At 44.2% G+C, this 26,253-nt stretch carries 31 protein-coding genes and 1 tRNA gene; 19 read left to right on the top strand and 13 right to left on the bottom strand.

Annotation, left to right across the window (positions count from 1 at the left end; translation table 11 throughout):
• The first annotated feature begins 17 nt into the window (after positions 1-17).
• Genes ACLVWU_RS10175 through ACLVWU_RS10155 form a run of 5 tightly spaced genes read left to right on the top strand, consistent with a single transcriptional unit; the run spans position 18 to position 4,408 of the window.
• Positions 18-743: an efflux RND transporter periplasmic adaptor subunit gene (locus ACLVWU_RS10175; RefSeq protein ID WP_413574584.1), complete on the top strand. Its 726-nt coding sequence runs from the start codon at positions 18-20 to the stop codon at positions 741-743.
• On the top strand, positions 734-1,477 hold the full coding sequence (locus ACLVWU_RS10170) for an ABC transporter ATP-binding protein (protein WP_413574583.1): 744 nt from the start codon (positions 734-736) through the stop codon (positions 1,475-1,477). Before ACLVWU_RS10175 ends, ACLVWU_RS10170 begins: the two co-directional genes overlap by 10 nt.
• Complete coding sequence (locus ACLVWU_RS10165; RefSeq protein ID WP_413574582.1) at positions 1,474-2,220, top strand: ABC transporter ATP-binding protein; 747 nt, start codon at positions 1,474-1,476, stop codon at positions 2,218-2,220. The genes ACLVWU_RS10170 and ACLVWU_RS10165 overlap by 4 nt, the downstream gene beginning before the upstream one ends.
• Positions 2,217-3,326, top strand: coding sequence for an ABC transporter permease (locus ACLVWU_RS10160; protein ID WP_413574581.1), 1,110 nt, complete (start codon positions 2,217-2,219; stop codon positions 3,324-3,326). Before ACLVWU_RS10165 ends, ACLVWU_RS10160 begins: the two co-directional genes overlap by 4 nt.
• On the top strand, positions 3,323-4,408 hold the full coding sequence (locus tag ACLVWU_RS10155) for an ABC transporter permease (RefSeq protein WP_413574580.1): 1,086 nt from the start codon (positions 3,323-3,325) through the stop codon (positions 4,406-4,408). The genes ACLVWU_RS10160 and ACLVWU_RS10155 overlap by 4 nt, the downstream gene beginning before the upstream one ends.
• Here the strand turns inward: ACLVWU_RS10155 and ACLVWU_RS10150 are convergent.
• From ACLVWU_RS10150 to ACLVWU_RS10130, 5 genes are all read right to left on the bottom strand, one after another.
• A complete protein-coding gene (locus ACLVWU_RS10150; RefSeq protein WP_413574579.1) occupies positions 4,405-4,875 on the bottom strand; it encodes a copper chaperone PCu(A)C in 471 nt (156 codons plus the stop codon). The two genes, ACLVWU_RS10155 and ACLVWU_RS10150, sit on opposite strands and share 4 nt — an antisense overlap.
• Positions 4,872-5,456, bottom strand: coding sequence for an SCO family protein (locus tag ACLVWU_RS10145; RefSeq protein WP_413574578.1), 585 nt, complete (start codon positions 5,454-5,456; stop codon positions 4,872-4,874). The genes ACLVWU_RS10150 and ACLVWU_RS10145 overlap by 4 nt, the downstream gene beginning before the upstream one ends.
• Positions 5,457-5,525: 69 nt before the next feature.
• Positions 5,526-6,734 carry a hypothetical protein gene (locus ACLVWU_RS10140; protein WP_413574577.1) on the bottom strand — a complete coding sequence of 403 codons (1,209 nt, stop codon included), beginning with the start codon at positions 6,732-6,734 and terminating at the stop codon, positions 5,526-5,528.
• An 80-nt stretch (positions 6,735-6,814) separates the two neighbouring features.
• Positions 6,815-7,804 (bottom strand): gamma-glutamyl-gamma-aminobutyrate hydrolase family protein, encoded by a 990-nt coding sequence (locus tag ACLVWU_RS10135; RefSeq protein ID WP_413574576.1) that lies wholly within the window; start codon positions 7,802-7,804, stop codon positions 6,815-6,817.
• A gap of 209 nt (positions 7,805-8,013) precedes the next feature.
• A complete protein-coding gene (locus ACLVWU_RS10130; protein WP_413574575.1) occupies positions 8,014-8,199 on the bottom strand; it encodes a hypothetical protein in 186 nt (61 codons plus the stop codon).
• 176 nt (positions 8,200-8,375) lie between these two features.
• On the opposite strand from ACLVWU_RS10130, the gene ACLVWU_RS10125 reads away from it, so the two are divergent.
• Positions 8,376-8,744: a putative quinol monooxygenase gene (locus ACLVWU_RS10125; RefSeq protein WP_413574574.1), complete on the top strand. Its 369-nt coding sequence runs from the start codon at positions 8,376-8,378 to the stop codon at positions 8,742-8,744.
• A 116-nt stretch (positions 8,745-8,860) separates the two neighbouring features.
• Positions 8,861-9,691, top strand: a complete 831-nt coding sequence (locus ACLVWU_RS10120) for a DUF6279 family lipoprotein (RefSeq protein ID WP_413574573.1) — start codon at positions 8,861-8,863, stop codon at positions 9,689-9,691.
• Between the two features lie 48 nt (positions 9,692-9,739).
• Here ACLVWU_RS10120 and ACLVWU_RS10115 read toward each other — a convergent pair whose 3' ends face one another.
• Positions 9,740-10,042 (bottom strand): hypothetical protein, encoded by a 303-nt coding sequence (locus tag ACLVWU_RS10115; protein ID WP_413574572.1) that lies wholly within the window; start codon positions 10,040-10,042, stop codon positions 9,740-9,742.
• A gap of 19 nt (positions 10,043-10,061) precedes the next feature.
• Positions 10,062-10,466 carry a hypothetical protein gene (locus tag ACLVWU_RS10110; protein WP_413574571.1) on the bottom strand — a complete coding sequence of 135 codons (405 nt, stop codon included), beginning with the start codon at positions 10,464-10,466 and terminating at the stop codon, positions 10,062-10,064.
• Positions 10,467-10,789: 323 nt separating this feature from the next.
• Between ACLVWU_RS10110 and ACLVWU_RS10105 the strand changes: the two genes are divergently transcribed.
• Positions 10,790-11,143: a hypothetical protein gene (locus ACLVWU_RS10105; RefSeq protein ID WP_413574570.1), complete on the top strand. Its 354-nt coding sequence runs from the start codon at positions 10,790-10,792 to the stop codon at positions 11,141-11,143.
• Positions 11,144-11,147: 4 nt separating this feature from the next.
• Entirely contained in the window at positions 11,148-13,046 is a 1,899-nt protein-coding gene (locus ACLVWU_RS10100; protein WP_413574569.1) for a hypothetical protein, read from the top strand.
• Positions 13,047-13,091: 45 nt separating this feature from the next.
• Here the strand turns inward: ACLVWU_RS10100 and ACLVWU_RS10095 are convergent, their stop codons facing one another.
• From ACLVWU_RS10095 to ACLVWU_RS10085, 3 genes are all read right to left on the bottom strand, one after another.
• On the bottom strand, positions 13,092-13,733 hold the full coding sequence (locus tag ACLVWU_RS10095) for a hypothetical protein (RefSeq protein ID WP_413574568.1): 642 nt from the start codon (positions 13,731-13,733) through the stop codon (positions 13,092-13,094).
• Positions 13,734-13,785: 52 nt separating this feature from the next.
• Positions 13,786-14,397, bottom strand: a complete 612-nt coding sequence (locus tag ACLVWU_RS10090; RefSeq protein ID WP_413574567.1) for a hypothetical protein — start codon at positions 14,395-14,397, stop codon at positions 13,786-13,788.
• 329 nt (positions 14,398-14,726) lie between these two features.
• Positions 14,727-14,802: transfer RNA gene (locus ACLVWU_RS10085), tRNA-Gly, on the bottom strand.
• A gap of 253 nt (positions 14,803-15,055) precedes the next feature.
• Here ACLVWU_RS10085 and ACLVWU_RS10080 point away from each other — a divergent pair.
• The 5 genes from ACLVWU_RS10080 to ACLVWU_RS10060 all read left to right on the top strand — a co-directional run bounded on the left by ACLVWU_RS10080 (position 15,056) and on the right by ACLVWU_RS10060 (position 19,982).
• On the top strand, positions 15,056-16,057 hold the full coding sequence (locus tag ACLVWU_RS10080) for a hypothetical protein (RefSeq protein WP_413574566.1): 1,002 nt from the start codon (positions 15,056-15,058) through the stop codon (positions 16,055-16,057).
• Positions 16,058-16,068: 11 nt separating this feature from the next.
• Positions 16,069-16,635 carry a HEAT repeat domain-containing protein gene (locus ACLVWU_RS10075; RefSeq protein ID WP_413574565.1) on the top strand — a complete coding sequence of 189 codons (567 nt, stop codon included), beginning with the start codon at positions 16,069-16,071 and terminating at the stop codon, positions 16,633-16,635.
• A 170-nt stretch (positions 16,636-16,805) separates the two neighbouring features.
• Positions 16,806-17,168, top strand: coding sequence for a VOC family protein (locus tag ACLVWU_RS10070; RefSeq protein ID WP_413574564.1), 363 nt, complete (start codon positions 16,806-16,808; stop codon positions 17,166-17,168).
• Between the two features lie 238 nt (positions 17,169-17,406).
• Complete coding sequence (locus ACLVWU_RS10065; RefSeq protein ID WP_413574563.1) at positions 17,407-19,476, top strand: M3 family metallopeptidase; 2,070 nt, start codon at positions 17,407-17,409, stop codon at positions 19,474-19,476.
• Positions 19,477-19,511: 35 nt separating this feature from the next.
• Entirely contained in the window at positions 19,512-19,982 is a 471-nt protein-coding gene (locus ACLVWU_RS10060; protein ID WP_413574562.1) for a GNAT family N-acetyltransferase, read from the top strand.
• 191 nt (positions 19,983-20,173) lie between these two features.
• Here the strand turns inward: ACLVWU_RS10060 and ACLVWU_RS10055 are convergent, their stop codons facing one another.
• A complete protein-coding gene (locus tag ACLVWU_RS10055) occupies positions 20,174-20,416 on the bottom strand; it encodes a hypothetical protein (RefSeq protein WP_413574561.1) in 243 nt (80 codons plus the stop codon).
• A 207-nt stretch (positions 20,417-20,623) separates the two neighbouring features.
• Here ACLVWU_RS10055 and ACLVWU_RS10050 point away from each other — a divergent pair, with 207 nt between their 5' ends.
• A complete protein-coding gene (locus tag ACLVWU_RS10050) occupies positions 20,624-20,842 on the top strand; it encodes a hypothetical protein (protein ID WP_413574560.1) in 219 nt (72 codons plus the stop codon).
• 37 nt (positions 20,843-20,879) lie between these two features.
• Here ACLVWU_RS10050 and ACLVWU_RS10045 read toward each other — a convergent pair whose 3' ends face one another.
• The gene (locus ACLVWU_RS10045; RefSeq protein WP_413574559.1) at positions 20,880-21,713 is read right to left on the bottom strand and encodes a class II glutamine amidotransferase; all 834 of its coding nucleotides are present in this window, start codon (positions 21,711-21,713) and stop codon (positions 20,880-20,882) included.
• 286 nt (positions 21,714-21,999) lie between these two features.
• Here ACLVWU_RS10045 and ACLVWU_RS10040 point away from each other — a divergent pair, with 286 nt between their 5' ends.
• On the top strand, positions 22,000-23,490 hold the full coding sequence (locus ACLVWU_RS10040) for a nitrous oxide reductase family maturation protein NosD (protein WP_413574558.1): 1,491 nt from the start codon (positions 22,000-22,002) through the stop codon (positions 23,488-23,490).
• Between the two features lie 750 nt (positions 23,491-24,240).
• Here the strand turns inward: ACLVWU_RS10040 and ACLVWU_RS10035 are convergent.
• Positions 24,241-24,450, bottom strand: coding sequence for a hypothetical protein (locus ACLVWU_RS10035; RefSeq protein WP_413574557.1), 210 nt, complete (start codon positions 24,448-24,450; stop codon positions 24,241-24,243).
• Between the two features lie 302 nt (positions 24,451-24,752).
• Here ACLVWU_RS10035 and ACLVWU_RS10030 point away from each other — a divergent pair, with 302 nt between their 5' ends.
• The 3 genes from ACLVWU_RS10030 to ACLVWU_RS10020 all read left to right on the top strand — a co-directional run bounded on the left by ACLVWU_RS10030 (position 24,753) and on the right by ACLVWU_RS10020 (position 26,238).
• On the top strand, positions 24,753-25,217 hold the full coding sequence (locus ACLVWU_RS10030; RefSeq protein ID WP_413574556.1) for a hypothetical protein: 465 nt from the start codon (positions 24,753-24,755) through the stop codon (positions 25,215-25,217).
• Positions 25,218-25,324: 107 nt separating this feature from the next.
• Positions 25,325-26,113, top strand: coding sequence for a hypothetical protein (locus ACLVWU_RS10025; protein ID WP_413574555.1), 789 nt, complete (start codon positions 25,325-25,327; stop codon positions 26,111-26,113).
• On the top strand, positions 26,113-26,238 hold the full coding sequence (locus tag ACLVWU_RS10020; RefSeq protein WP_413574554.1) for a hypothetical protein: 126 nt from the start codon (positions 26,113-26,115) through the stop codon (positions 26,236-26,238). The genes ACLVWU_RS10025 and ACLVWU_RS10020 overlap by 1 nt, the downstream gene beginning before the upstream one ends.
• Positions 26,239-26,253: the final 15 nt, after the last annotated feature.

Raw genomic sequence — 26,253 nt, 5'->3', positions numbered from 1 at the left:
GGTGCTAGCCTTTCACTATGAACAAAAAGAAGATTATTCCTATCGTTATCATTGTTGTTCTTATCATCGCGGCATTTTTGATCCGCCAGTTTTTATTCGGATCCAGTTTCAGATATGCGGGCACCGTCGAAGTTACAAAAGTGGATATTCCTGCCCGGGTTCAGGCCGTGATTGATACACTTCCGGTGAAAGAAGGCATGGTCGTCGAAAAAGGCCAGAAGCTTTTATCCTTGTCTTGTGAAGAATTGAAAATCAGCTACCGACTGGCACTCAGTACTTTCAATCGGATGGATAAACTGTATCGCGGCGGGAATATCTCAGCCGAATCTTATGATCAGTCCCGCGCTAAAAAAGATGATCTGCAAACCCGCGTGCAATGGTGTGAGGTCGTGTCTCCACTAAAGGGCACCATCCTGACCAAATACTTTGAGGAAGGGGAGATGGTAAATCCCGGAGCCAAGCTATTTACGGTCGGCAATCTGGAAGAAGTGTACGCTTATTTTTATCTGCCCCACGATGAAATTGCCGCATTGAAAATCGATCAGAAAGTCGAAGCGAATCTTCCAGAGATGGACAATAAAGCCTTCCCGGGAGTGATTGAGTTCATTAATCCCGATGCCGAGTTCACTCCAAAGAACGTGCAAACCCGCGACGAGCGCACGCGCCTGGTTTATGGCGTAAAAATCAGATTCGCAAATCCTGAAGGAATACTAAAACCCGGAATGACATTGGAATGGAAATAACGGTCCAGGATCTTTTCAAGAAAATGAAAAAGGTCCCTGCCCTTAAGGGACTTTCCATGCAGTTCCAGGATGGACTGGTGCATGGGATTATCGGCCCCGAGGGAGCCGGAAAAACCACATTGATGCGCCACCTGATGGGATTGTTAAAGGCAGATCAGGGACGGATTCAATACTTTAAAGACGGAGTAGAGCAATCTTTTGCTGATGTTCGACGTAATCTCGCCTATATGCCACAGACGCAAAGTCTATATGGCGAACTCAGTATCCATGAGCATTTGGAATTCTTTAAGACTCTTTATGGATTGGAAGACTCCACTTATCGCGAGCGCCGACAAAAACTTTTAGCCATGACTCGTCTGGATCGTTTCGAAGATCGCCTGGCCTCACAGCTTTCGGGTGGGATGTATAAGAAACTGGGACTGATCTGTTCGCTTCTGGCGTCACCAGAGGTTTTGTTTTTGGACGAACCCACCAATGGTGTAGATCCTTTAAGTCGCAGGGACTTCTGGAAGCTTTTATACGAATTCCGCGAGCAGGAAAATATCACGATTCTAGTGACCACCTCGTACATGGACGAGGCATTGAAGTGCGAAGATGTGCATTTACTATTCGATGGAAAAACACTTCTTGAAGGCCCTCCGGATAAGATTCTGAGACAGGAAAAGTGCGAAACCTTTGATGAGGTGTTTTTACGCTATGACTCCTCCCTGGAAGCGCAAGGGGAGGTCTTGTGAATTCGGTCGAGGTCAAAGATCTTTCTGTGAAATTTGGAGACTTCTATGCTGTGCATGGAGTTTCTTTTTCAGTCACGGCTGGTGAGATCTTTGGATTCTTAGGCGCCAATGGTGCTGGCAAAACCACCACCATTCGTGTGTTATGTGGACTGCTGACGCCATCCGAAGGTGATGCCCATGTGTGCGGCATTGATGTGCGCACGGATTCTTTGGAAGTAAAAAAGCAAGTGGGCTACATGTCGCAAAAGTTTACTCTTTATGACGACATGACGGTGGCAGAAAACTTGTCCTTCACGGCGGCTTTGCGCAAGCTGGATGATGTCCAATTCAAGATACAAAAAGAAAAGCTATTACATTTCATCAAGTTTCAGCGAGATGAAAATACCATGGTCCGGGATCTGCCTGGAGGTATCAAGCAACAAGTCAGTTTGGTAGCTTCGGTGCTCCATGATCCAAAGGTGGTTTTTTTAGACGAACCGACGGCAGGAGTCAGTCCTGCCTTCCGCCAGCGCTTTTGGGGTTTGATCCGGGAGTTGGCGGGCAGCGGTAAAACGGTCTTTGTTACCACGCACTATATGGATGAAGCGGAACAATGTGGCCGTATTGCGCTGATGAAGGATGGACAGCTAATTGCATTGGATTCGCCGGTGAATTTGAAAAAGCATTCCTTTCCCCATAAGAACCCCAAACATGTGACTCTGGAAGATGTCTTCATCGCTCAAGTTGAAGGCGGTGGCAAGTGAGGGGATCGGTTTGGGCTGTCGCGGTTAAAGAAGTTTTTCAGATCGTGCGTGATCCCTTCACCATGGCGGTTGCGATCGTCATGCCTATTGTGATGGTTTTGTTCTTTGGTTTTGCCATTGAGTTCAACATGGATAAAATTCCGCTGGCGATTTTTGATGGCAGCAAAACAGTGGAATCCCGAATCCTGATCGATTCCTTTGTCAGTTCCAAATATTTCGTGCCCAAAGCTGTCTACAGTCCAGCCCATGCCATTGAAACACTGGATGGGGGACGCTCCAAAACGGCGCTGATAATCAAACCAGAATTTGCGCGCAACCTGACTCCTTATCGTCAATCCGAAGTGCAAATCCTGATTGATGGTGCAGATAACTCGTCAGCAGGTTCTGTGATAGGATATCTGGCGGGTGTGCAGCAGTTGTCGATGAAGAAATTATTTCCTGCGGCTGATTTAAGAAATCCCGTAGAAATTCATTCACGCTTTTTGTTTAATCCCGAATTGAACAGCCAATGGTTCGTTGTTCCGGGATTGGCAGCCGTGATTATTGCGGTTCTTTCCATTTTGTTGACCGCCTTAACGGTGGCGCGGGAATGGGAAAATGGCTCGATGGAACTTTTATTGGGAACTCCTGTAAGGCCCTTTGCGATCATCGTCGGTAAGCTTTTGCCTTATGCGGTGATGGGAATTGTTTCGATCATCTTTGTCTTTATGATGTCCAAGTTAGTGTTTGACGTTCCCTTTCGGGGAAGTTTCATTTTGTACATGCTCTCGGCATTAATTTTTTTATGCACCTATTTGGCGCAAGGACTGCTGATCTCTGTACTGACTCGCAGTCAGCAGCTCAGTATGCAGTTCGCGATGCTGTCGGGACTGTTGCCTTCGATGCTTTTATCAGGATTCATTTTTCCGACCGAACACATGCCACCGTTTTTTTATTACTTTACTATGATTCTGCCGGCGCGCTGGTTTATTGAAATCAGTCGCCAACTATTTTTGCAGGGCAGTGGCTTCATGCAGATTCTGCCGTCCTTTGGAATGCTTTGTCTTTTACTTTTGGTGCTGCTGGCGATTGCGACCAAGAAATTTAAAAAGGATGTCGAGCCGTGAAAACACTTTGGGGTTTCATGAAGAAAGAATTGCGGCAGACATTGCGTGATCCGCGCATGAGGATTCTGCTGTTTCTGGCTCCATGTATTCAGTTAACTATTTTTGCGACCGCTTTATCGACGGAGGCACGTAACATAAGACTTAGTGTTTTTGGTGCTCCGACGGATTCAGCGCTTATGAATTTGTACCGTGATTGCATTGCTTCCGGTTGGTTTATTCCGGCGAAGGTCAGTACCTCTGATCCATTTAAACAGGTCCAAGGAGGCGAAGCCGATGCCGTGCTGGTCGCGCCTCCCGGAGGCCTTGATAAAAGCATTGGTCGCGGTGAGGGGCGCTTGCAGTTATTAATCAATGCCACCAACGTCACGCGTGGACAAAGTATTGAGCGCTACGTGAATGCTGTGCAATTGCAGCGAACACAAAATGAAATCCAGATGCAGCTGCCGTTAAAGTTCGATGTGCGCGTGCTTTATAATCCGGCGATGCGCACCGCTTTGTTTCTGGTGCCAGGTGTGATGAGTATGCTGGTTTGTTTGATCACGATTCTTTTAACCAGTATGTCCATCACCAAAGAAAAAGAATTGGGAACGTTTGAGACCTTGATCGCTGCCCCAGTGAAACCTGAGGAAGTCATCATGGGGAAGACCGTGCCTTATGTGATTTTAGGAATGAGTAATATACCGCTGATTCTGGCTGTGGCCGTGTTTGTTTTTGATGTGCCGATGCGCGGGAACCTTTTGGTGCTGATGTTCGCGTCGATGATGTTTGTGTGCTGCACAGTAGGGGTGGGGTTGTTGATTTCCACTTTGGCTAAAAACCAACAGCAATCGATGATGGGTGGTTTTTTGTTTTTGTTGCCAGCTATGCTACTCTCAGGATTGGCGTTTCCGATTGAAAATATGCCGTGGGCGATGCGTATGTTTTCATATGTGAACCCCATAACCTATTACATTGATCTTTTGCGAAATATTATGCTTAAGGGCGGGGATGCGAATTTGATTATGGTCGATGTGACGGTACTTGCCGCGATGGCCGTTGCAGCCATCGCGTTCAGTTGGCAGCGTTTCAAAACCACGCTTTAGTGGTGATGATGGCCTTCTTCTTTTTTCTCTTCTGGTTTTGCCTCTTTGGACATACGGCTGATGACCGGGAAGTTCACAGTTTGTTCTTTATCGTTAACCATCATTTTGATCACGATGGTTTGTTTTTCCTGAACTGGCTTTGTCGCATCGAAAAGCATGATGTGGTTCCCGCCTGGTTTTAGTTCCAATGTCTGACCCGCTGGGATTTTGTACATTTCCATTTTAGTCATGGTCATGCGGCCGTTCTTTTCAGAAGACTCGTGAAGTTCAACCGCTTTGAAGGGTTTTGCTTCAACAATTTTTACCGTCACTTCGGATTTGGATGTGTTTTTGATTGTTCCGAAGCCCGCTGTGGTATTTGTGCCTTTGATAGGGGCGAATACATGGGGATTTGAAATTTCGATGTCCGCTGCGAAAGCTGCAGAGGAAATCAAAACCATAACTGCTGATAGGATCATAGATTTCATAGGTTCTCCTTGATTTTTTCAATGATGGATTCTGCGGATCGTGGATTCGGTAAAGTATCCAGTACGATGCCTTTTTTATTCAAGAAATAAATGCGGTCTGTGTGTGAGATCGAATAGCCCAGATAGGATTTTGGGTCTTTCTCTTCAATGTAACTTGCCGCAAACTGGTGGACCGCGAAGTCGATGTTTTCTTTTGTTCCGCTTAGACCAATAAAGGCAGGATCAAACTGCTGGGCATAGGTTGCCACATTTGCTGGAGTGTCATTGGCAACATCCACGCTGACGAAAATAAGACGGATGTTTTCGCGCTCTTTATCCGTTAAGGATTTGAGGGCTTGAGAAGAATACGACAAAGCCATCGGGCAGACGTCGGGACATTTTGCGTAGCCAAAATACAACAGGTTCAACTTTTTAGGATCATCTGAAAACTTCCAGGTGGTGCCGTTGAAGTTTGCTTGAAAATCGCCACCCAGGTCAGGTTGGCGGTTTTGATAATGGTTCAGGGCAAAAAGAAGGGCAATGGCCAGGGCTGCTGAAAATATCGATGCCAGGATGATGTGCTTTTTGATGATGTCCCCCACGGATGCTATGGATTTAACTCATAGCATCCAGGGAGTCACGAGCCAACGCAACAAAGTGCTGCTGTTGTGCTAGTTAACGTTACTAAAGGCTTCCAGGTAGGCAGCCGGCAGGCGACGAGTCAGCTCGGGTGTGGTTTGAATATCTTTGCGCACGGCCTTGCGGAACTCTGCAAAAATCTCGGGCATGGCTTCAAGGGAGCGGCCCAGGTCCTGACGAACAATGTGTGTTGCCTTGATCAGCGGGATTTTGCGGAAGAATGAATTTACGAAATCCATTTTGCTCATGTGCTGATATTCCGCAGAAAACTTCACGTGAAATGGAATGTCTTTGTTGAAGGGAACCAGCCAGGTTGCCGCAAAAACACCCTTGGGTGGCATACCATACAAGGCTGCAATCAGGACTTCTTTTACAGATTCACGAACTGCATTTTCAGGCTGCAAGCGAACCGGATCTAAAGGATTGCTGTCGATGTGCAAGTGACCATCGCCACGGGTCGTCCATTGATCGCCGTAAGAGTTTGCAACTGGCAAACCCTCTTCGTGACCGGTGTGCAAGTTGATGCTTTCGTTATCATGCAAAAGCATCGTCACCAGATCACCGCGGTTCTTTTTAAGAAGACCTTTGAAATTGTCTTTACCCCATTGTGCAGTTTGCACGCGAGGCACTCGCACATGTCCAGAGGAGAATGCATCCGTCAGATAGTGATCGGCAAAAGCATTAAGAACCATGGCCTGCTGATAAAATTGCAGACTTTTTTCTGGATTTGATTCTCGCAGTTCAAAAGATTTCAGGGCCTTGTCGATGGCTTCCTGATGGTACTTCACATAGTCTTTCATATTGTACCAGCCGAAGTGATTGTAGTTCTTAGTTACAACACCCAGATATCTTGGCATCGAGAAGAACGTCGCCAGGCTATTGCACGTCTTGGGTTTGTCACCATGGATTTCCGCATGGGTGCACTTGATCACGTGTTTGATGCCTTTACGGCGATCTGAATAGAATTCGCCGGGATTATTGTAAAAATCCGCTGCCATCAAAATTTCGCCGTAGGCAAATTGGATTTTTCCATCGCCGCGCGGGATGTTGCTAACCGGGCATTTTGTTTTATTGATCCCCAAGTCGCGACAGGCATTTAATGCGCCACTTTCACCCAATGAAAGATGCTCGCTGCCGGCCCATAAGATTTCAACCATGTTGTCGGTGGTCTGTGCGCTGGCCGTGAAAGCCGTAAACGATGCCGCGAATACCAGACCTTTCATCCAAAAGCCGATTTTCATAACGTCCTACCTTTTGAAAGATGTAGGAAGAAGATCGGCAAATCGGGGATTCAGGTGAAACTATGGAGTAAAAATTAGACTTAGTGCTGAAAGACCTTAGAGCAGCTTGGAGCCATCACGCGCATCTTTTGTTCGACGACTCTATTTATTATGTTGGCGCCAAGTTTGTTTTCCATAAACTCAGGATGGAATTGCAAAAGCAGGCCTCGGCCATTTTTGAATTCGGTCGCTTCAGTCACTCCGTCAGGTGTGGTGGCGGCCAATTCCAACGGGCCACCGGGTTTGAACTGGACGGCCTGATGATGAAAGGAGTTAACAAATAGTTTATTGGAATCAGCTGGCAAGAGTGAGGCAAGTATTCCATGTGAAGTTTTTTTAACTTCTATGTCGTGCCAGTCTTTTCCGTGGGCAACTTGGGTACCGACATGAAATGGGACGTCCCCCAAAATTATATAACCCAAAACCGCAGAGGTGATTTGCGAACCTCTGCAAACGGCCAACAGAAAACCTTTTGCGCTTGCAACATAATACTTGATCAAAGCCATTTCAAACTGATCCCGCGTAGTATTAGTGCTGTGCGAGTGGAAGTTTTCTCGCTTGTAAAGGGAAGGCTCTACGTCTTCGCCGCCCAAGGCCACCATCAAAGGGAATTCGTTGGATATTTTTTCATAGAACTTACGGGTTTCATTCCGGGTTAAGCCTAAGCTCGCAGCGATCGGCAGAATAAAGGAACTATGCCCGTTTGCAGAAAGCATCATATTAAAGTTATTTATACGCTCGGAAGTGGGTCCATAGTCTTTGGGAAGATTCGCAACTAAGAGGGCGCGCGCTTCGCGATCACCTTGAAGTAGTTTGAATTTTCCTGTCGCGGTAGTGGGGCGTTGTCCTTGAAACAACTCCATAAGATCCGGGGAGTGTTCTAAACCACTAAGATATCTCTCTGCTGCGGCTTCTGGCGTTTCGCCCACGCGCACGGGTAAAATCAGGGGCGCAATCGCACCTGAAGGTGGAGTCCATTTATAAAGCTGGATCTCTGCGGCCTGGGTCACCACAGTACAAAACAAGCTCATTAAAATTGCACAGCAAAACCTGACGTATTTCATCACAAAGGATTATTACAAAATAAGGGCCAACAGGTGCTCGGTGAAATCGAATAGGTGGGTATCTGAAAGTAACCGGTCGTCTCAGGTTGAGACAGTGGCGCAATTTCGGCGCTCAATGTAAAAAAAAAGACCGGGTGCACTCCCGGTCTTCAAGGAACAGAACAATGAAAACTATATTAGAAAATACCAGGCTTTGCGCCACCTGATTTTTGCACAAATGGATAATGCCATGGCATTGGTTTCGCAGATTCCTCAACCACACTGGACGGAGTGCGCGGCTCTTCTTGAACAGGGATATAGGCACAAGCGCTCATACCCAGGATTGATAGTACTAGTGTCATCTTTGCTGCTAATTTTAACATACTGAACTCCTTGCTGAGGCTCCTGTCTGGAACCGATGATTACCTATCGGCATCTTTCAGGACTTAAGAAGTGTTACACGCTAAAAAAATGAAGATTCTGTGATTAGAAACACAATTGTATCACTTGGAGACTTTTCCTCGAGAAAGTATCGTGAATTGAAGTGGGGAGGATCTCGATGACAACACTGGGATTATACATTCATCTGGAGGCAAAACCGGGGCGGGAGTTTGAGCTTGAGTGCTTTTTGCGCGATGCTTTGCCCATTGTTCAGCAGGAAGTGGGTACCACAGTATGGTTCGCCTGTCGCATTGGTCCTTCAACCTTCGCCATCTTCGATGCCTTTGCAGATGAATACGCGCGACGTGCGCATCTGGAAGGAAAGGTCGCAGCCGCATTGATCGCGCGGGCACCGGACTTACTGGCTCGTCCACCAATAGTAGAGCGCATGGATATCCTGGCAGATAAAATCCCAGGTTCGATGACCTCGAAAGACGAAACAGAAGAGGAAGACCGCCCAGACGCGGATTATCGCAGTCATATCTAACCAATAAGTCCTGTGGAATATGAAGATGCAACACTTTCCCTAGAGCGAAGGTCCGGAGTGAATACTCTGTTCCCCGCTCCCAGCAAGGGTTTGATAACCTCAAGCAAAGAGGTTGCATGAAGAAATTATTGTTCACATTGCTGGCGGGGATACTGGTTTGTTCGGGTTGCAGTCGTTTGGATATCGCATATCGCTGGGCGGATACCTACATCGCCTCCAAGGTGGATGACTATTTTGATATTTCTTCCGAGCAAAGCAAGGCTCTTAAGAAAGATATCAAAAAGGATCTGGTTGAAATCAAGGCGACGTTGTTGCCTCTGTGGATGGATCGATTGAATAAAATCCAGAAAGACGTAGACGGTGGAACGTTAACCGATCAAAAGGTTGCGGGCTACTTTGGCGCGTTCTTTAAAGACATTGATCAGATTAATGCGCATTTCAAAACAACGGCAGTGGATTTCATCAGTTCTACAGACACAAAACAGATCGAATATTTCAAAAAGTCCTTCTTTAAGAAAAACCAAGAGGACTTGGAAAAAGCTCAGGACACTGCGAAGCTTCAAAAGAAATATCGTGAAAAGTATGAAGACGTATTTGAAATGTTTGTGGGCTCCCTGACCGATCAGCAAAAACAACTGATTGCTGAAAACGTCAAAGCATCCCCTTATCCGGCCGAGCTGAAAGCGAAGAATAAGGCTTTTATATTTAAGGAATTTATCGCTCACCAGGAATCCAAAGAGGCGATGAAAAACTTTGTTCAGCAATACACGTCCCAAGCTGACAAGTTTGATCTGCCGGAATACCGAACTGCATACCAGCAGTATCAGGATAAGCTGCAGATTCTAATTACCCAGGTGATGACGAATCTGACGGATCGCCAGAAGGTCGCTTTGAAAGAGAATATCCATCAGAAATCCGAGCAACTGCGCACGATTTCGTCCCTGTAGTCATAAGAAAAGAGGCCTTAAACAAGGCCTCTTAGATTTCCTCTGATTCTATTCAGCACAGACTTCCATGACTCTGCCATCATTATCCACGCCGATTGTCTTTACAGTTTCCCAAGAATAAACGACTTTTCTTTTCTCGCGATCAAAGGCAGCCTGTTTAACTTGCAGCTCTACCAGGTATGATTTTCCCTCTGGCTGGCAAGGATTTCCATCAGTATTTTCAACTTCAGTGATGATTGTTCTTGTGTCGTTTGCCTTCATTTTGTCGGCAACTTTTTCAACTGCCAAATTTCCAGCAAAAGCATTCACACTTACAAATAGCGCAACGACCGTCATAGTGATATTTTTCATATATTTATTCTCCAATTTATTAGTAGTTATACATGCACTCAAAAAAGTCTGGACCAGATCCTGGCATTACGTGAGAACAAGACAGAAGATCAACTTGGATCCAGTTTCGGCCAAGATACTCATCGTGTGGAACTCCGGCTTCATTCAATACATTAATCATATTCTTCACTGCATTTTCATCTTCAAGAACCAAAAATTTTCCGTCAGCGGTGAAGCCAGTACACTCAATCGTGCGGCTCCAATAGCAGGTGAATCTCTCAAGAAGAATATCCTGGGAGTGGTTGCCACCGGCAACGGCTTCTGGAAATTCCGCTTGAAGTGATGAGTAAAGTTTTTCAGGAACCTTCGTGAATCCGGTGTTGGAAGCAAATGCAGATGTTGTCATTGCAAGAGCGACCGTAAACAATAGAACAGTTGTTTTCATGTTTTCTCCTATTTTAAAAAGTAATAAGTTGATTGCGTGATCAACTTAACCCGCCGCATTATTTCGAAACAGATTAATTTACTTTACTATTTAGTATGAACTGAAGGCTCAATGCAGGAGTGTCGATAACTTACTGATATTAATGGTAAATATGTGGTTGAAAATTTTTATTACAAAGCCATTTAAAAAGCAAAAATGGTGGCGTTAAGGTGCTCGCAAAGGTGTTTAAGTCACTAGTTTGTCTCTGTATTTATGAGCACCCGAATTGCATCGTAAGCCAGAGAGTTTCTTAATCTCGCTTAATTGCGAATAAGGGAGTTTTTATGAAGAAGACAGTGACGGCTTTGGGCATGCTGGCAATGCTATTGACAGCTTCTGTATCTCAGGCAGGAATGCTGACTCAAACCCAGGCAATGACAAAAGAGCAGGCTAAAAGCGTAGCCATCGTACACGCCCGCGTGATCGGTGCCGAGGCTGATATCCAGGCGGCAGCTCGTTTGGGCTACCTTCCCAAGTATTCAGTAAATTACGTATCTCAATTAAGATATGACGGCGATTCTTCCGGTAAGTATCAAGTTGTTGTGGATCGCACAGAAAGATACCGTCAGTGCAAGATCACAGTGACCTTGAACGACGTTTCTGGTGCTTTGGAAAACAAACAGATCACTTGTAACTAATTGTATGCCGTCCATTATTTTAGCCCTCATCCTTATGAGCTATCCAAGCTTCGGCTTGGGACGCGATAATTTGGCGAATCCGACTGTTATCTCGGGGCCCGGCGCAGTCAAAGATCATAACGCCTGTCAAATTATCAAAGTTCGCTCATACGCATATTCAGAAAATAAAATCTATGCACAAGAAGGTGTGGGTTGGGTTCTTAAATCAACTCAAGGTACTCACATTCTTTTACCAGCCCACGTTATCGCGGGTTCCAACCTTATAGCAGGAGAATGCGGCGGTCGCAGTTTTCCGCTAACTTTAAAAAACAAGTCAGAGACTTTGGATTTAGCGTTGCTCAACACTCCAGAGCAGGCAGCATCTTTTTTATTTCCACTGATCGACCTCCAAGACCGTAACGAAAGTTTGAATAACATTAAAGGTCGCCGCAAAGTTATGGCCGATGCTTTGGTTCCAGAGCACACCTCCCAAGTCTTAAAATTTGCCATGCAAAACCAGGAAATGAATTATTACCTGGTGCCATCAATAATTCCCAATACTCCGGAACGATTTAACAGTTACGGCGGAGATATGGAGATAGTCGGATTCACTCAAATGGCAGAGGGTCTACATTCTTTGATTGTAGAAAGTCTTGCAATTCGACCTGGATTCAGCGGGAGCCCCTTCTTTGTAAAAGCAGCCCCCGAAAACCCAACTCCTGAAGAAGCCGCTATGGCTTTGACGAATGAGGATTTATATTACAAGCCATATCTAGCGGGCATGCTCACCAAAGTCGAAATCAACGGATCCCGTTCTTTAGGAGTTTCTTTACCAAAAATTCTGGAAGCTCTGCCGCGTTTGATGTCTTCAAAAGATGCGGATGCGGGTCGCGCGCTTCGTCTGCGCTATGTTGAAAAAGTCACGGCAGGGGTTTTAGAGAGAAGCCAAGAAATGGTACAGACACTTTCTGATGGTTCACAAAGAATTTACACGGAGATCTGTAATGACTCGACTGCAGAATCGTCTGAGTGGATTAAAGCCGAGAAAGAACCTAATCCACAAACGAAAGTGATCATCAAAGAAATTTCCATTGATCCACAAAAAGTTAAAACCATGCGCTATGAGGATCTCTCACAAGCTATCAAAGACTTGAAGGATAGTAAGGTAGGTTCCTCTATACAACGCACAGGTGGGGACTATGGAGAAGGTGGCGGGGGTGTGTTGAGTCTTAAAAACGCAACATTCCTGGTTCCCGTGCTCGACTATGAAGCACTAAATTACTTAAGCTCTTACAAAATAAAAAAGAATTGTGATCTGTCGATGATTCGTGACAACTACGGAACGATCTTTGACAGCAAAAGTATTGGTGGTCGCCAAGTTAAGACAGCTACACTTGCAGAACTATATAATGCTCTAACCAATCCAAATGCTGGCAAAAACAGCTGTATTAACGCAAGTCTAAATGCAACTGGAGGCATGGACCAATTCACGGCAACCACCTATTTGATGAACGGTACAAAATACGTCTATCTGCGCACCGAAGGCGAGGCAAAAAAAGGACAAGCCGGAGTGCAATCTATCACGTGTGATGGTAATACAACTCGCGTGAATTTTTCGTCTGGGAACATAAAAATGGACGTGAACTTCTCAAAATCTGGCAAAGCCCAGGGATATATAAATCTCACATCCGCTGAAGACAAATTGTGCCAGGTCCAACTGAATCCGCGCAACTATCGCGCTGTGGGTAATTGGAAACATCTTATCCGTTCTAAAGAACTTGATGCGGATATCATTCTGGGTAACGAAGATCGTGTCTTTAGTTTAAAAATCCTTCGCGTATCTGACGCTTGCAGTCCTACCTATATAGACAAGCTATGGATGCAGGAAGTTAATTTTTCCGAAGGTTCCAGACTTTCAGAATAAGGGACGAATGCGCGTGAGGCATCTTCGTCCCCAGGAGTCTGGAAACTAATGGCCTTTTACACAGGACGGTAAGTTATCAAGGGCAATATTAACCATAGCATCGTAACAGCGGGCAATTTCAGAATCAGAAGGTTTACCTTTGAATAGTTTTGTTTCCGCAGAAAAAACCTGACCCTTTTTTTCTGCCCTATGACGTTCTTCTTTTGGAGCAATAAATGCTAGAGCTTGGTAGCCTGCTGTATAGCTAAGTGGTTTGAACATAGGTCCATCGTCCGTCCGCACCAAATGCTTTCTTGTGAAGCCGAGAGTCTCGAACACGTGAACTGCAAAAGTGAGTTCGTCTCTGACGTGTACAGAATTAGAAGGATTTGCGGTATCTCTGGAGAGGGTAAATCCATTTCTTTTCAACTTTTCAATGAAAATAAAATCAAGTTTTGAAAGATTCTGCCCAGCACCTCTTTCCGCTAGTAATCTGTATTTGGATTTACCCTTCCAAGAATCCAACTCTTTTGAATTTGCAAGCGTATAATCTGTAGCCAATTTAGATAAGTAATCCGTGATTTCGCAAGTAGGATGAATAAATTTTTTCTGTCCTTTAAAGCTCACGTTTTTGACGACACTCATATCAGTTTTCGCAAAAGCTGCAGTAGACAATGCTAAAAATAATCCCACAACCACATATTTCATAAATATTCCTTTTAATATTTTTCAAACGGAAGACACGCGCGCAATTTATTTTTTACTTAGCAATTGTACATGTTGGTAAATTGGCAAGAACATATTCAAACAAAGCGTCATAGGTCGCAGCAACACGAGTCTCGTTGCGGGAGGACCAAATCCCAGCAATACGGAAGCTTTTGGAGTATGCCTGGACACCACTTATAACGTCCCCTCTAAGCGCGTATTCATTGGTTAGCAATTCGACCTTCGCCATAAATCTATCAGTGTACCAGTCTCCAAAAGCGGGCTCATCTAAAGAATAAATTGAAAAGTAGAAAGTAAGCGGACTAACTTCAAGATCTTCAAACGCTCCCGCTGAAATTTTAAACCCATTTTTTTTGAGCTGTTGAATGACCTTCAAATCAAGGTCTGAGACATCTCCGGTGTAAAGGTCAGCTTGATTACGATATTTCGATTTACTTTTCCAGACAGTACCCCAGCCATCATTTACGATATATTCAACCTCGAAATTTGCCGCATAGTTTGTAATCTCACATGTGGGATGGGAGATATTTTTTGCGCCTGCTACACCGACTCGTTCGATAAGCCTATTTTCGGAACCCGCAATTGCGATGGATGCTGAGAAAGCAAATAGACTGGCGATTGTTATTAGAAAAGCTCGTTTGTTCATGGGAAACTCCCTAGCAATAAATTATTTCTTAGATTCTTAAATTTGAATGCAAGGTAGCAGGTGCCTGAAGTTTCTCTACTGACGAAATATGACGTAATTTAGTTAGTAAAATTCGATGGTTACGTCTTGTAAATTATTCCTATATAGGGATTTGAAGCGATTGTTTCTTCGCTTTTTCATAACTATCGTAGGTCGAAATTTCGCGTCCGTACCAAGCGTGTGATCCACCAACAAGAGTGGCGGTATTATTAACCGTTGCTGATAAGTAGGGCTGAAAAAGAAAAACCCCGATATTGCTATCGGGGTTTAATAATTTATCCAAAAAAAATTGGAGCGGGAGACGGGGCTCAAACCCGCGACCTATGCCTTGGCAAGGCATCGCTCTATCAACTGAGCTACTCCCGCGCTCAAAGAGAAGCCAAAATTACAGTTGCCACTGTCCCTTGTCAACGGCTAAAACTAAAAAAATGAAAGCAATTTTGATGAGCCGCGCGAAAAAATGGATGATTTTGGCCCTGATCGGCTGTTCTGCTTATTTTGCAGGCTATATTCTGGGGCGGGACGCACAAAAGGCTCCAATAACGACCCCTCCTGAAATTCAAACACCCCGATAATGGTAGCTGCCATTATAAGAAGCCTGATTAACAAAGTGGGTGCTATGAACGCAAATATGATTGTTATTCTCGGGCTGCTTTTCGCATTTTTGAATGTTGCCCGGGCTGCGGATATTTCATCCATCCCAAAAAATAAGACCAGCCTTTTGCTGACCAACTATGGTAGCGCCTTTAAGGCTTTTATAAATAAGTCTGGAAAGCTTGATGATTCGTCCGCATGGATTCAGTGGCGCGAAGTGGTGGAGAAAACGAACCCTTCGCTGTATCAGCAACTGATTGGTGGCTCCAAGAATAATAACGACTGGGTTGCGGCTTACGAGAAAAGGTTTAAAAAAGCTTTTCCTAGTTTAAAAAAGTACTCACCAGAAATTATTGCCGAGTTTGATCAATTTGAATCTAAGCTGCAAAAGCATATCGACTCTTTTGGCGTGCTATTTCCAGATTTTGATTTTTCGGATGTGTCTGTCTATGCAATGCCTTCTTTATTGATGTTTAATGGGCAGGGCCCTGATTTTAACGGGAAGTTGGTTCTTACCTTTGGCATCGATACTATTGTTATCAAGAAACACGATCCACAGTCTGTTTCCAATGAGTCGGTTCTTTATCCTCATGAGATCTTTCATATCTATCACGGAAAGAAGTTGGGCCTGACCGAAGAAAAGTTTATGGCATCAGGGACTCTGTTGCATTCAGCATGGCTCGAGGGGCTGGCAACGCACGTTACCGGAGTTATGAATCCGCAGGCTTCTTTGAGTGATTTACTTATGGATGCAAAACTTGGCGATTACTGCGAAGCGCATGGTGAGAGCTTGTTTCAAAAGTATTCCCCTTTAGCTAATAAAAAAATATCCTCTAAAGAAACTCAAAAGATCTATGGTGAGTGGTTTTTGGTTGGTGGACAAAAAGGGGATACACCTGCAAGGGCAGGGTACTGTGTTGGGCTCTTACTTGCCCGGAGAGCTTCTCAGAAGTACTCTCTTAATGAGATGGTCAATTGGAGCTTTGAAGATATATCTTTGAAGATTGCTCCTTTTCTGAAGCTTTAGGTGGGTATAGGATGTCTAAAGATTTTAGTGAACTTATTCTGGCACTGAATACTTCTAGCGATAAAGCCGCCGAGAAAGTAATCGCAAAGCTTGTTAAAATCGGTAAGCCGGTCGTGGGCACTTTGATTGAAGCTGCGGCAGACATGTCGCAGCCTCGAATTAGAAAATGGAGCCTTCAGGCTTTAGGGGCCATAGGTGATAAATCTGCTGGTCCGGTTTTAATCAAAGCCTTCAAAGACAGTCGTATGACGGTGAAGTTGCATGCTGTGCGGGGGTTAGGGTGTATGAAGTATAAACCTGCGACCAAAGCTCTTAGAGCTCTTTTAAAGGATCCAAGTGGGGGAATCCGCATCAATGTTATTGATGCGTTGGTTGAAATAAAGGACCGCTCATCAAATTCTGCAATAATTCGTTCGTTGAGTGATGAGCAATGGTATGTTCGCCAACATGCCGCTATGGCGTGTGAGAAGTTGAATATTGTTTCCGCGGTTCCAAAGTTAAAAAAGTTGATGAAGATTGAAAAACGAAAAGCTGTACTCAATGCAGCCGCAATAGCGTTGAAAAGTCTGGCCAAGTAACATTTGATCCATTTGGTGCACATGTTGGGGTTTGTCTTGGTGATGATAGAATTCTGCATTTATCCAAAAAGAATGGAAAACCGGTAGTCTGGTTCCTTGGTGATTTTGCGAAACTCGATGAGTACAAAATTATTGTGGGTTTTAAGCGTCCGACAAAGAAGGATTGAATTGTGAGTTTCAAAATTAAAGAAGTATCAGCCATTCGTATTTTTTCGAACGATATCAAAAAGAGTCGCGATTTTTATGCTGCTCTTTTTGCGCAAGAGCCGATTGAAGACTTGGAATCTTTTGTTTCTTTTAAAATTGGCGGCAGCTGTTTTGATATCACAATGCCGGATTCTAAGAATCCCCACTCTCAAGGGGGATCTGTTGGGTATTGGCTCGTTGACAATATTGATGCGGTTTTGAAGAAAGTGGAGGGGCTTGGCGGTAAGCTATACCGTGGTCCCTTGAATGTTCCCGAAACTCAGAGGACAATAATGCAGATTCAAGACCCAACTGGCAGTGTCATTGGGTTTGAAGCTCTTTTATGAAAAGAACGATTGGCGAAATCTAGGTCCTCGCCCGGGGCATCCGGAAGTTAACTTCATGGAAAAATCATTGTCTTAACTTTAGTTTCCCGGTTCAAAGCCTGTTCCATAACATTCCAAATTATGTGGCCTTCACATTGCAAGTTCTGGTTAGGTACAGCCAAACAGAATATGAAGGTCTCCGTATAGACGGGTTTTTCCCTTTTTATCCTGTTGTCTATTTTTTCGACAGGAGCTTCAAATGTCTGAGCGGTTTTTAAGTCCCGATGGTTGCTTTCAATTAACTCATTCTTCAAAAGAAGAAATCAGATCGGCATTTAAACAGCTTAGCGGTGAAATTGATTCCGCAATAGCCCGCCTAAAAGCCATTGAAACACCAACTTGGGATAACTTAATCGTTCCGTATAGTGAGGCTGACGTTTTAGTGGCACACTTTGCAAGTCGCCTGATCACGATTTATGTCTATTCAATCTCGAATGATGACTATCAAGAAGTCTACGGGGAGATTTTCTCTGACTTTTCAGAATTAGAAGCTAAACTTTCTTCTTCCACGGAAATAGCTGAGAAAGTCCTGTCTCTAAAAGACAGTGCCGAATATCAGAGCTTCGATCAAGAGCAGAAAAACTATATACTAAGTATTTTGAGAAGCGCTAAGAACCAAGGGACTCTGACTAATGCTGAAACTAAGCAGTCTATTTCTGAAATTAATAAAGAGATTTCAAAATGGTCCGAGATATTTAATTCAAATCTAAATAAGGCCACCAAAGCCGGCGGAGTCGTTGTCAAAGATCGCAAGGATCTTGGTGATCTTCCTCAGCAATGGGTTGTTCGGGCTTCTGAACACTTCAATGCTCACTTTGAAAAGAACGAATCAACTCCAGAGACGGGTCCCTGGTTTATTTCATTCACGTCCGGTGTTGAGATGCCGTTTTTGGAGTATTCCGGTAACCGTGAGCTGAAAAAGGAAATCTACACTCAAAAAAGAAAACTCGCTTCAGAAGGTGAGAGTGACAATACTGAGGCCATTCAAAACCTTTTGAGAACCAGAAAAGAACTGGCGAAGCTTCGCGGCTTTGATAACTTTTTGGAAAATGCTTTGGAGTTTAATTCCGCGACGGCGAATCAGTTGGATGTGCTTTGTAAATCCCTGTCTGCGCCATTTAAGAAAACCCAGGAACGTCTTCATGACAAGTATCGGGACTTGGCTGCCAAAGACGGAATTCAAAATCTGGAGCCTTGGGATCTTGCGCTTTACGGCCGACTTTATAAAGAGGCGAATGGCTTCAATAAGGAAGAAATTTCTGAATACTTTCCCTATCAAGAAACCAAAAATGAAATTTTCAAACTTTTTGAGGAATGCTTTTCGATTCGGATCGTCAATGCCACCCAAGAAGTGGGTTCCTGGAATGCTGATGTTGAGTTTTATAAGATGTTTGATTCTGACGGCACCGAGCTTGGTGGGTTCTACATTGACCCATATCAAAGAGCCGGAGAAAAGATCGTTGGCACTCAGAACATCGGAGCGTTTTATGCGACGCTAAGAGAGCCGTCTTTCGTGAATGGTAAGAATATTGGACCTATTGGTTTGATGTCCTTTGGTATGCCTTCACCTACGGAAGAAGTCCCTTCGCTATTCGATATCGAAGAACTATCAGGATTTTTCCATGAGTTTGGGCATTTGCTGGCGATTTTCTTAAAAAAGAAAAGTACCAAGACAATCAGCCCTTCATTCCGCCTGCAGGATGACTCTATCGAGTTCGAAAGTATGGTGCTGGAGTATTGGGGACAGGTGCCTTATATTCTTAAAAGAATTTCGAAGCATTATAAAACGGGCGACTCGCTTTCTGATTCGCAAATTGAAATGCTGAGGGATTTCCTAAGGAAGGAAAACGACGAGCGTGCGCACGGTCTTCTGTGGTTGACGCGTTTGTCTTTGGCAATGTATTCCACTTTTGATCCTGCAAAAGATGATTTACAGGCCGTCTTAAATGAAATCACAAAGGACACTGTTGCCAGTCCCTATTTCGAAGGGGACAGACGCATTTGGGGAGCTAAGCCGGTATTTACGTTAAATGGCTATTTGGCGAACTGCTACATGTATCTGTGGGCAATGACGGTAGCACACACTTACCTTGCAGAGATTGAATCAGTAGGGTGGAATGACGAGTCTATTAAGAAGCTGGGGAAAACTTTGAAGAATACTCTTTATCGTCACACAGCTGTCGGCCAGCCGATGGAAGCTCTAAAGATGGCAACTGGTAAAGATGTTCCTGATTTTCAAGGATTTGCATTAAGTAAGATCTCTAAATAGATACTGTTAACAGAGCGAGCAAAAGCAAAGATTTTATGGATTTCACTGATATTGAAATACGACTTCGCAAGTTTGTGGAGTCTGATATTGCACTTGCAGAAATATGGTACACCGATCCGGTTGTATTAGCGGGAGTTATTTCCCCCGAACAAAAAGATCCTCTCTCGGAAGATTATTTAAGGGCGATGTACAATGACCTTGGCAGTCGCGGAGAGCTGTCTGTTATTGAAGTTAACGCCAACGGAGAATGGCTTCCCATTGGAGAGGTCACCTTAGCTAGCAATACGTTGCCGATTGTTATTGGAGATCCTAGGTATCGCGGACGTGGTGTCGGAAAGAAAGTAATTCAGTTGCTCCTTTCCCAAGCTCGGGAAAAAGGTTGGGATAAGGTTACTCTTAAAGGAATATATAAAGACAATATTTCATCGCAACGGGCATTTGAATCCTGTGGATTTATAAAAGTTGGTGAGTCAGATAAGTGCTATATTTACGAATTGGTTCTTTAGCGTGATCATTCAATAAAACTCAATACTCTTATTCGCCACCAGCTTTTTTGTCTCCAGTAGTTCTGAAGAATGAAATGCTTGGCAGGTCCTCTTTTTTGATCCTCATTACCATATCAAACTGGTCCCAATGATCATAAAAAGGACGATCGCGTCCACTGCCTTCCGGATTTGTCAGGCTGACAACGTCGATTTCAGGAATGCTTGATCAGCGATGGATCTTTCTTCACCATCTCGGCAATTCCACGCAACATAAAGTCGGCTTGAACAGGCATGGGCTTTTCGCACCAAAGGGTCCCATCATTATCAAAAACGGCGATGCGCTCTTCCGGCTTTACGAAGTCCAATGAACGGGGATCGGTCACGCGTTTAACAAATTCGATAAGGTTCCGTTTCGATAAGCCTTCATTCCATGACTTCAAGGGATCGATCAACATGGCTACTCCTCCTGAATCTAAAAATCCCGCTTTAAAACCAAATCTGCAAGGAACTCGGACCCATCTGCAAAATCACATTTAAACCGTTGAGGTCTAGTTTTGCGCCATGCGTTTACATATAATGTACATATTGCTTGATGGTGTGTAAGTAATATGTAAATACTAATTGAGTGATTAGGCGACGCTTTGCCTATCAAGGAGTACGTGGTGGGACTAATTAAAGAGACCTTTGAAGACTATAAATATGCTGCAGACGACGAGCCCATGGAGGCGCGTCCCGAGGAGTTTATGGATTATCTGCCAAGCTTCCCTCTGGAGGCAATGGCAGGCTCACTAGTGATTTCTTCTGAGGGTGTAGTCCTGCAGTTTAAGAGCAATACCAGGTTTGAGCGCCGATCTGAAGACAGCCATTCTTTCACGCTGTAAACGTCTACCTATAAATAGACATCGTAGGATTTAAAGTCTACTTACATGTAGACGTCTGAATGGTTCGATTTATTTTTTCTGCTGGGCCAGAGATAGTATCGCGGCTATCCAGCACATTTCCATCACGGAAAATCCACAGACTCCCTGGTTTCATGGGAGTCCACTTTTCATTGTTGGTCAAAGGCGTGGTGGCAATGATGGCAACACGATCCAGTGGCGTCGTTAAAGAATTAAAATCTACCTTAAGATCCTCATCCTTAAGCTCCGCAGTTGGGAATGGAGCCTGGCGAACTATGTAAGTTAAATTCGTTGAGGCATGGGCAAACAAATAATCCCCATTGGTTAACAGAAAATTGAACTCGCCGTGGGGGCAAATCTGTAATGTCAGTTCATGAATCGTCGAGAAGAGTTCTTCCTGAGAAGGAAACACGTCACCAAATTTACCTTGCAGCCCCTGCATGATCCAGCAAAAAGCTTTTTCACTGTCAGTGGATCCGACGGGTCTGAAGGTTCCGTCTAATACAGGATCGAAGTTAAGAATATTGCCATTATGAGCAAAGACCCAGTATGTGCCCCAAAGCTCACGCATAAAGGGGTGAGTGTTCTCTAAGGAAACGACTCCTTGGGTGGCCTTGCGAATATGAGCGATGACGTTAGTAGATTTGATTGGATAATTTCGAACCAGCTCGGCAATCGGGGAGTGAGCAGAAGGCAATGGATCTAAAAACTGACGAACTCCCTTGCCTTCAAAGAAAGCAATGCCCCAACCATCCTGATGTACGTCTGTTCTTCCGCCACGGGCTTTGAAGCCTGTAAAGGAAAAGCATATATCTGTGGGTACGTTACAGTTCATTCCTAGCAGCTGGCACATCGAATACTCCCGCACAGATCTATGTAAAAGGATTTTACATATGGGCTTCAAAATGGCTCTTCTCGCGGAGGGCAAGAAATAGACCTACTTAAAGCCTGCGAAAGATTCTTCTAGCAAGCCGTGCGCCAGAGCTCGTGTATAAAATGGATCAATTGTATGAGAATAATTCCACTAGATTCCACGAAACCAATGTAATTAAACAATAGTTTGTTAGTGGTTTGACGTGAAAAAGATCAACCAATGATGATCTGCAAAGTCTCGCAAACAAACAACAACAGGAGAATTCATGATGTTTAAGGTTCCGATTCTATTGTCAGCCGTTTTACTAACAAGCTCGGCTTTCGCCGCTACAATAAATATTGCTCCGTGCTCCAGTGGCGGTGGTTGCATGACTCTGAATGACGCCATTGCAGCCAGCTCGCCCGGTGATATTATTGAAATGTCAGCCGGTACATACAGTATTAGTGAGCAGATTGACGTTAATAAAGCACTTACGATTCGAGGTCAAAATGCTGTTATCAGTACGATGACGGGGGTGATGATTTCGGGTAGCAATGTGACTTTGGAAGGTCTGACGATTCGGGATGCCGCAAGTTATGGGGTGTGGATTCGCCCAGGTGTCGATGGCACCACTCTTAATAGCAATACCATCACCAATAATACAACAGGAATTAATCTGGGAGGCGTTAATACAACCATCGTGAATAACGTAATCTCGAATAACAATAATGGAGATCCTAGTTATTACGGATATGGCATATACACAGATGAAACCGCTGGAGGACAAATGCGAAATATTGTTCTTCAAAACAACACATTTGAAGGAAATAAAAGCACAGATATCGCTATTAATATTACGAACTCAGTCAGTGCGATGGAGAGTTTGAGTATTTCCGGCAACACTTTTAGAAATGGCGGGCGTGCGATCTATTTAATCAATACTCGCAATGTGCGAATCGCGAATAATAAGATTGAAAATATGGGAACTCCGATTGGTGGTAAAGAAAGCACTGCCATCGGTCTTTGGGGTGGAAACCGTGGGGTTGTTGTAACTGGCAATCAACTGGAGCGGGGAAATAAATACGGCATTTATATTCAAGATATGGGTGCAGGTACCAATTTAGATCTTAAAATCAATCGCAACCACATCGCAGGTTATGCAGTTGCTGGGATGTATGTCGAAGGGGGAACTTCTCTTCCGGCTCTTAATGCAAAATGTAACTGGTGGGGGGCAGCATCCGGTCCACGCAATGCTATTTTTAATAGTGATGGTCGAGGTGATGCCATCAGAGGAAAAGTTGCTTCAGCACAGGTAGATCCTTGGTTGACTACAAGCAACTTGAATGGCGATTGCGCCGGAGCTCCTGCGCCAGTGCAAGGCTTTGCAGGATTCTGGGAGCATCGTTCGACAAGATCTTGTATCGCTATTTCACAAGATGAAACTGAAGCTATGTCTTTTAGAAAATGTGGACCTTTTAGATGTGAAAGAAGAAAAGGCTCCTTTACTGCCTACGAAAGTGGCCCAAAAAATGGTGATGACGTCAGAGCCTATGGATTCATCAACTACCACCTGCAAACGAAAGCAGATCAGGAACTTGAATTGCTAAGCTCCGTCAGAATGAGAGTCAGTGACGTCGGTCGCGTGAGTGATGGTCCTTCGTCACGCTCTTTGATTTACAATAAAGTAACAAGATGTCAGTGGCACCCTAAGTGGCCATTCCCGAAGCCACGTCCACCGAAACCAAATCCACCGACGCCTTCTCCGACACCGAATTAGTTAATTAATAAGTGGGCCCTTTCGAGGGCCTGCTCAATCATCCTGTGCGTGACAAAGAAATGTTTAACTGTATGCTCTTGGTATGGTTGTCATTGAAACAAGAAAAAGTTTTAAAGAAGCGCTTACGGCCAGTGCCTGGGTATGGCTGGGGAACTTTGTCATAGTTCCGTTCCCATTCTTTTTTCAGCTAAAAAACTTTACATTAGATACATATACGCAAGTGTTCGTTGTACTTGCCTTCGGTTTGTCATTGGTACCAGCGGCGGTTTATCTGGCCTCAGTTTTACTTTGCACGCGCCAATACAAACCTCTGGTGTGGAGGTCGTGGGCGATCTTCATGTCTGCTGTTTTTTGGATCTGCTGCGGACTTCTGTTGCAAATCCGATGAGTGAGCGTTCCCTATTTGGGGGATGGAGTCACTATCACCAGTGAAATGTTGTGATACGTTTCCTTTAAGTTTAATAATGAATCTTAGCCTAAAGATGGTAAATAAAGTTAATATAGTTTATTGCTAAAGGTTGTCGCGATGCTGATTCAATGTCTGCAATGTAAGAAGGAAATTTTGGGTTTGGATGAAATTTGCCCTGACTGTGGTTCTGGGAATAAAGATTACGTCTATCCTGGAGGTGGAAACAGTGAGGAGGCTCGAAAGCGTGCACAAGAGGAGCTTCAGAAGAATCCGGTCTATGTTGTTTTGCTGGTTATTCTTTTAAGTTTCGTCGCAATATCTGTTTATATATTCCGCCAGATTTAGTCGCCTTTGCCTACACCAAATCTTCTTAGGATATAGAATCCAAAATACATTCCGTTGAACAGGATCAAAGCCAGGATGTCTTCTAGGACCATGGGGGCCTGGCGCGTGACCAATGAAAATATAAGAAAGCAATTGATCGCAAGTACGCCCAGAGTGACGAGTAGCTTTTTCGCGGTAAGATGTTTTTTTAAGAACTCAGGAAGCACAGCAATCCCCTTTTTCCAAGACGTACAGAAGCATCGCATATAAAACGCTACAGTGTTTATGGCATCCAAATTCTCAAAAAATTATCAATTAGATGGAGCGGGGCGGCTCAAAATTGGGGGCAAAAGCGGGACAAAGAATGGTTTGTCCAGGCTTTGTCCGGACAAAGCAGGGCCTGTCCAAGAATTGAAATAAGCCTCTTTATTTCAAATTTACATTCCCCGGAAAAAAGCGGAAACACCGTCTCATTCGAAACGGTTTAGTTTTAAAAACAAAAACACTTATTACCTAAAAGGGGAATAAAATGAAAAAATTCGTAGCAATGATCGCTCTATTGGCTGGTTCTACTGCAATGGCTCACACTGCAGACACTTCTTGGGAAGTTCTTGAGAACGATCCAACAATCAAAATCGAAGCTGGCACAGTATTCATGGGTTCTGCAATTGACTACACTTTCGTGTGTGTTGATGGCGCTAACCTACGTACTAAAAAACCAGTAGCTCAATACGATGTTATCACTATCGGTAAAAACCAACGTAAAGAAATCTACAAAGGTTCTAAATACCTTACTACTCCAATCAACTACACTCGCACTGCTTGGGAATGTGACTGGAATGTTAACGGTAAACACCGCACTTGCGCAGACAAAGTAGTATCTGGTTCTTACGCTTTGACTGTAACTGCTAAAGTTTCCAAAGTTCTTGCTACTAAGAACGGTTACGAAAAATTCTTGTTCAACAAGCAATTGTCTGTTCCAAACTGCCACTAATTGCAGTAGGAAGGATTCTGGGGCTTAACGCTAAGTCCCAGAATTGTTTGTCTCGTTGCATTGTACCCCTTCCTGAGATAGTGAAAGCCATCAATTGAAGGGGATCAATGGAGATTCAAAGCGCCGAACTTAAACCTGCTGTAAGCACAATTCCGGACCAGGTGTCCCAGGATATTGAAGCTTACTTGTTGCGTTTTAAGGACCCTAAAAAGGGTCTGAACATGTTAGCGACGAAGTCCCGGATCCACGTAAAGACCCTGAATAGATTGCGAGAAAAAACTCACAATCCTAATTATAGCACTCTTTACAAGCTGTACTCCTGCTTAATGGAAACAAGTGATTTAAACCACTTGGTCGAAAAAACGCCTCCGTTGGTTCGCGAAAAGCTTGAGAAAACAGATCCTCAATTAAAGTCTTCGCCTCTTCATCGCTTCAGTTTTGATCTTGAAGCAGATTTGCAAAAAGATCCTTGTTTCACAGAGCTTTACGTTTTGTCTGAAACACGCCCTTTCGACGCCAGTTTCGTTCAACAGAGATTCGGTTCTTATGGTCTCAGCGTGCTCGAACGCATGTTAGACCTTAAAGTTCTCCGACCCCTCGGGAATGGACTTTATGGTCAAGGTGAGGTGAGAGCACCATTTTCTTCCACGACTATTAAATCAGTCGGGTTGAGACTGACAGAGCGATTTTTGAAGCCGGATAATTCCGACGTCAATTTCGCAAACTTTATGTCTATATACTTCGAAAACGTCAGCGAAGAGACATATCGTGAATGGATTATGATCGAGCAGCGTGCTTTTAAAGAGCGCGTGAAATTGCTTGAGAAGCCGGAAGCAAAAGGAAATATCCCGGTTTTTGCGTTTACCGCAGTAGATACTTTATTGGAGAACGAATAATGAAACTGTTTATTGCACTACTTATCGCTTCTGTTTTAGTTATTGGCGCAGGCCAAAGTGCATACGCCGGTGGTGGTTCTTCTGGTGGTTCTGGTGATCAACCTCCACACGGTACCGGTCGCTAAGCGATTGATAAAAAA

The organism is Bdellovibrio sp. HCB290 (assembly GCF_047305925.1).
Lineage (GTDB): Bacteria > Bdellovibrionota > Bdellovibrionia > Bdellovibrionales > Bdellovibrionaceae > Bdellovibrio.
This window is presented reverse-complemented; position numbering and strand designations above follow the sequence as displayed.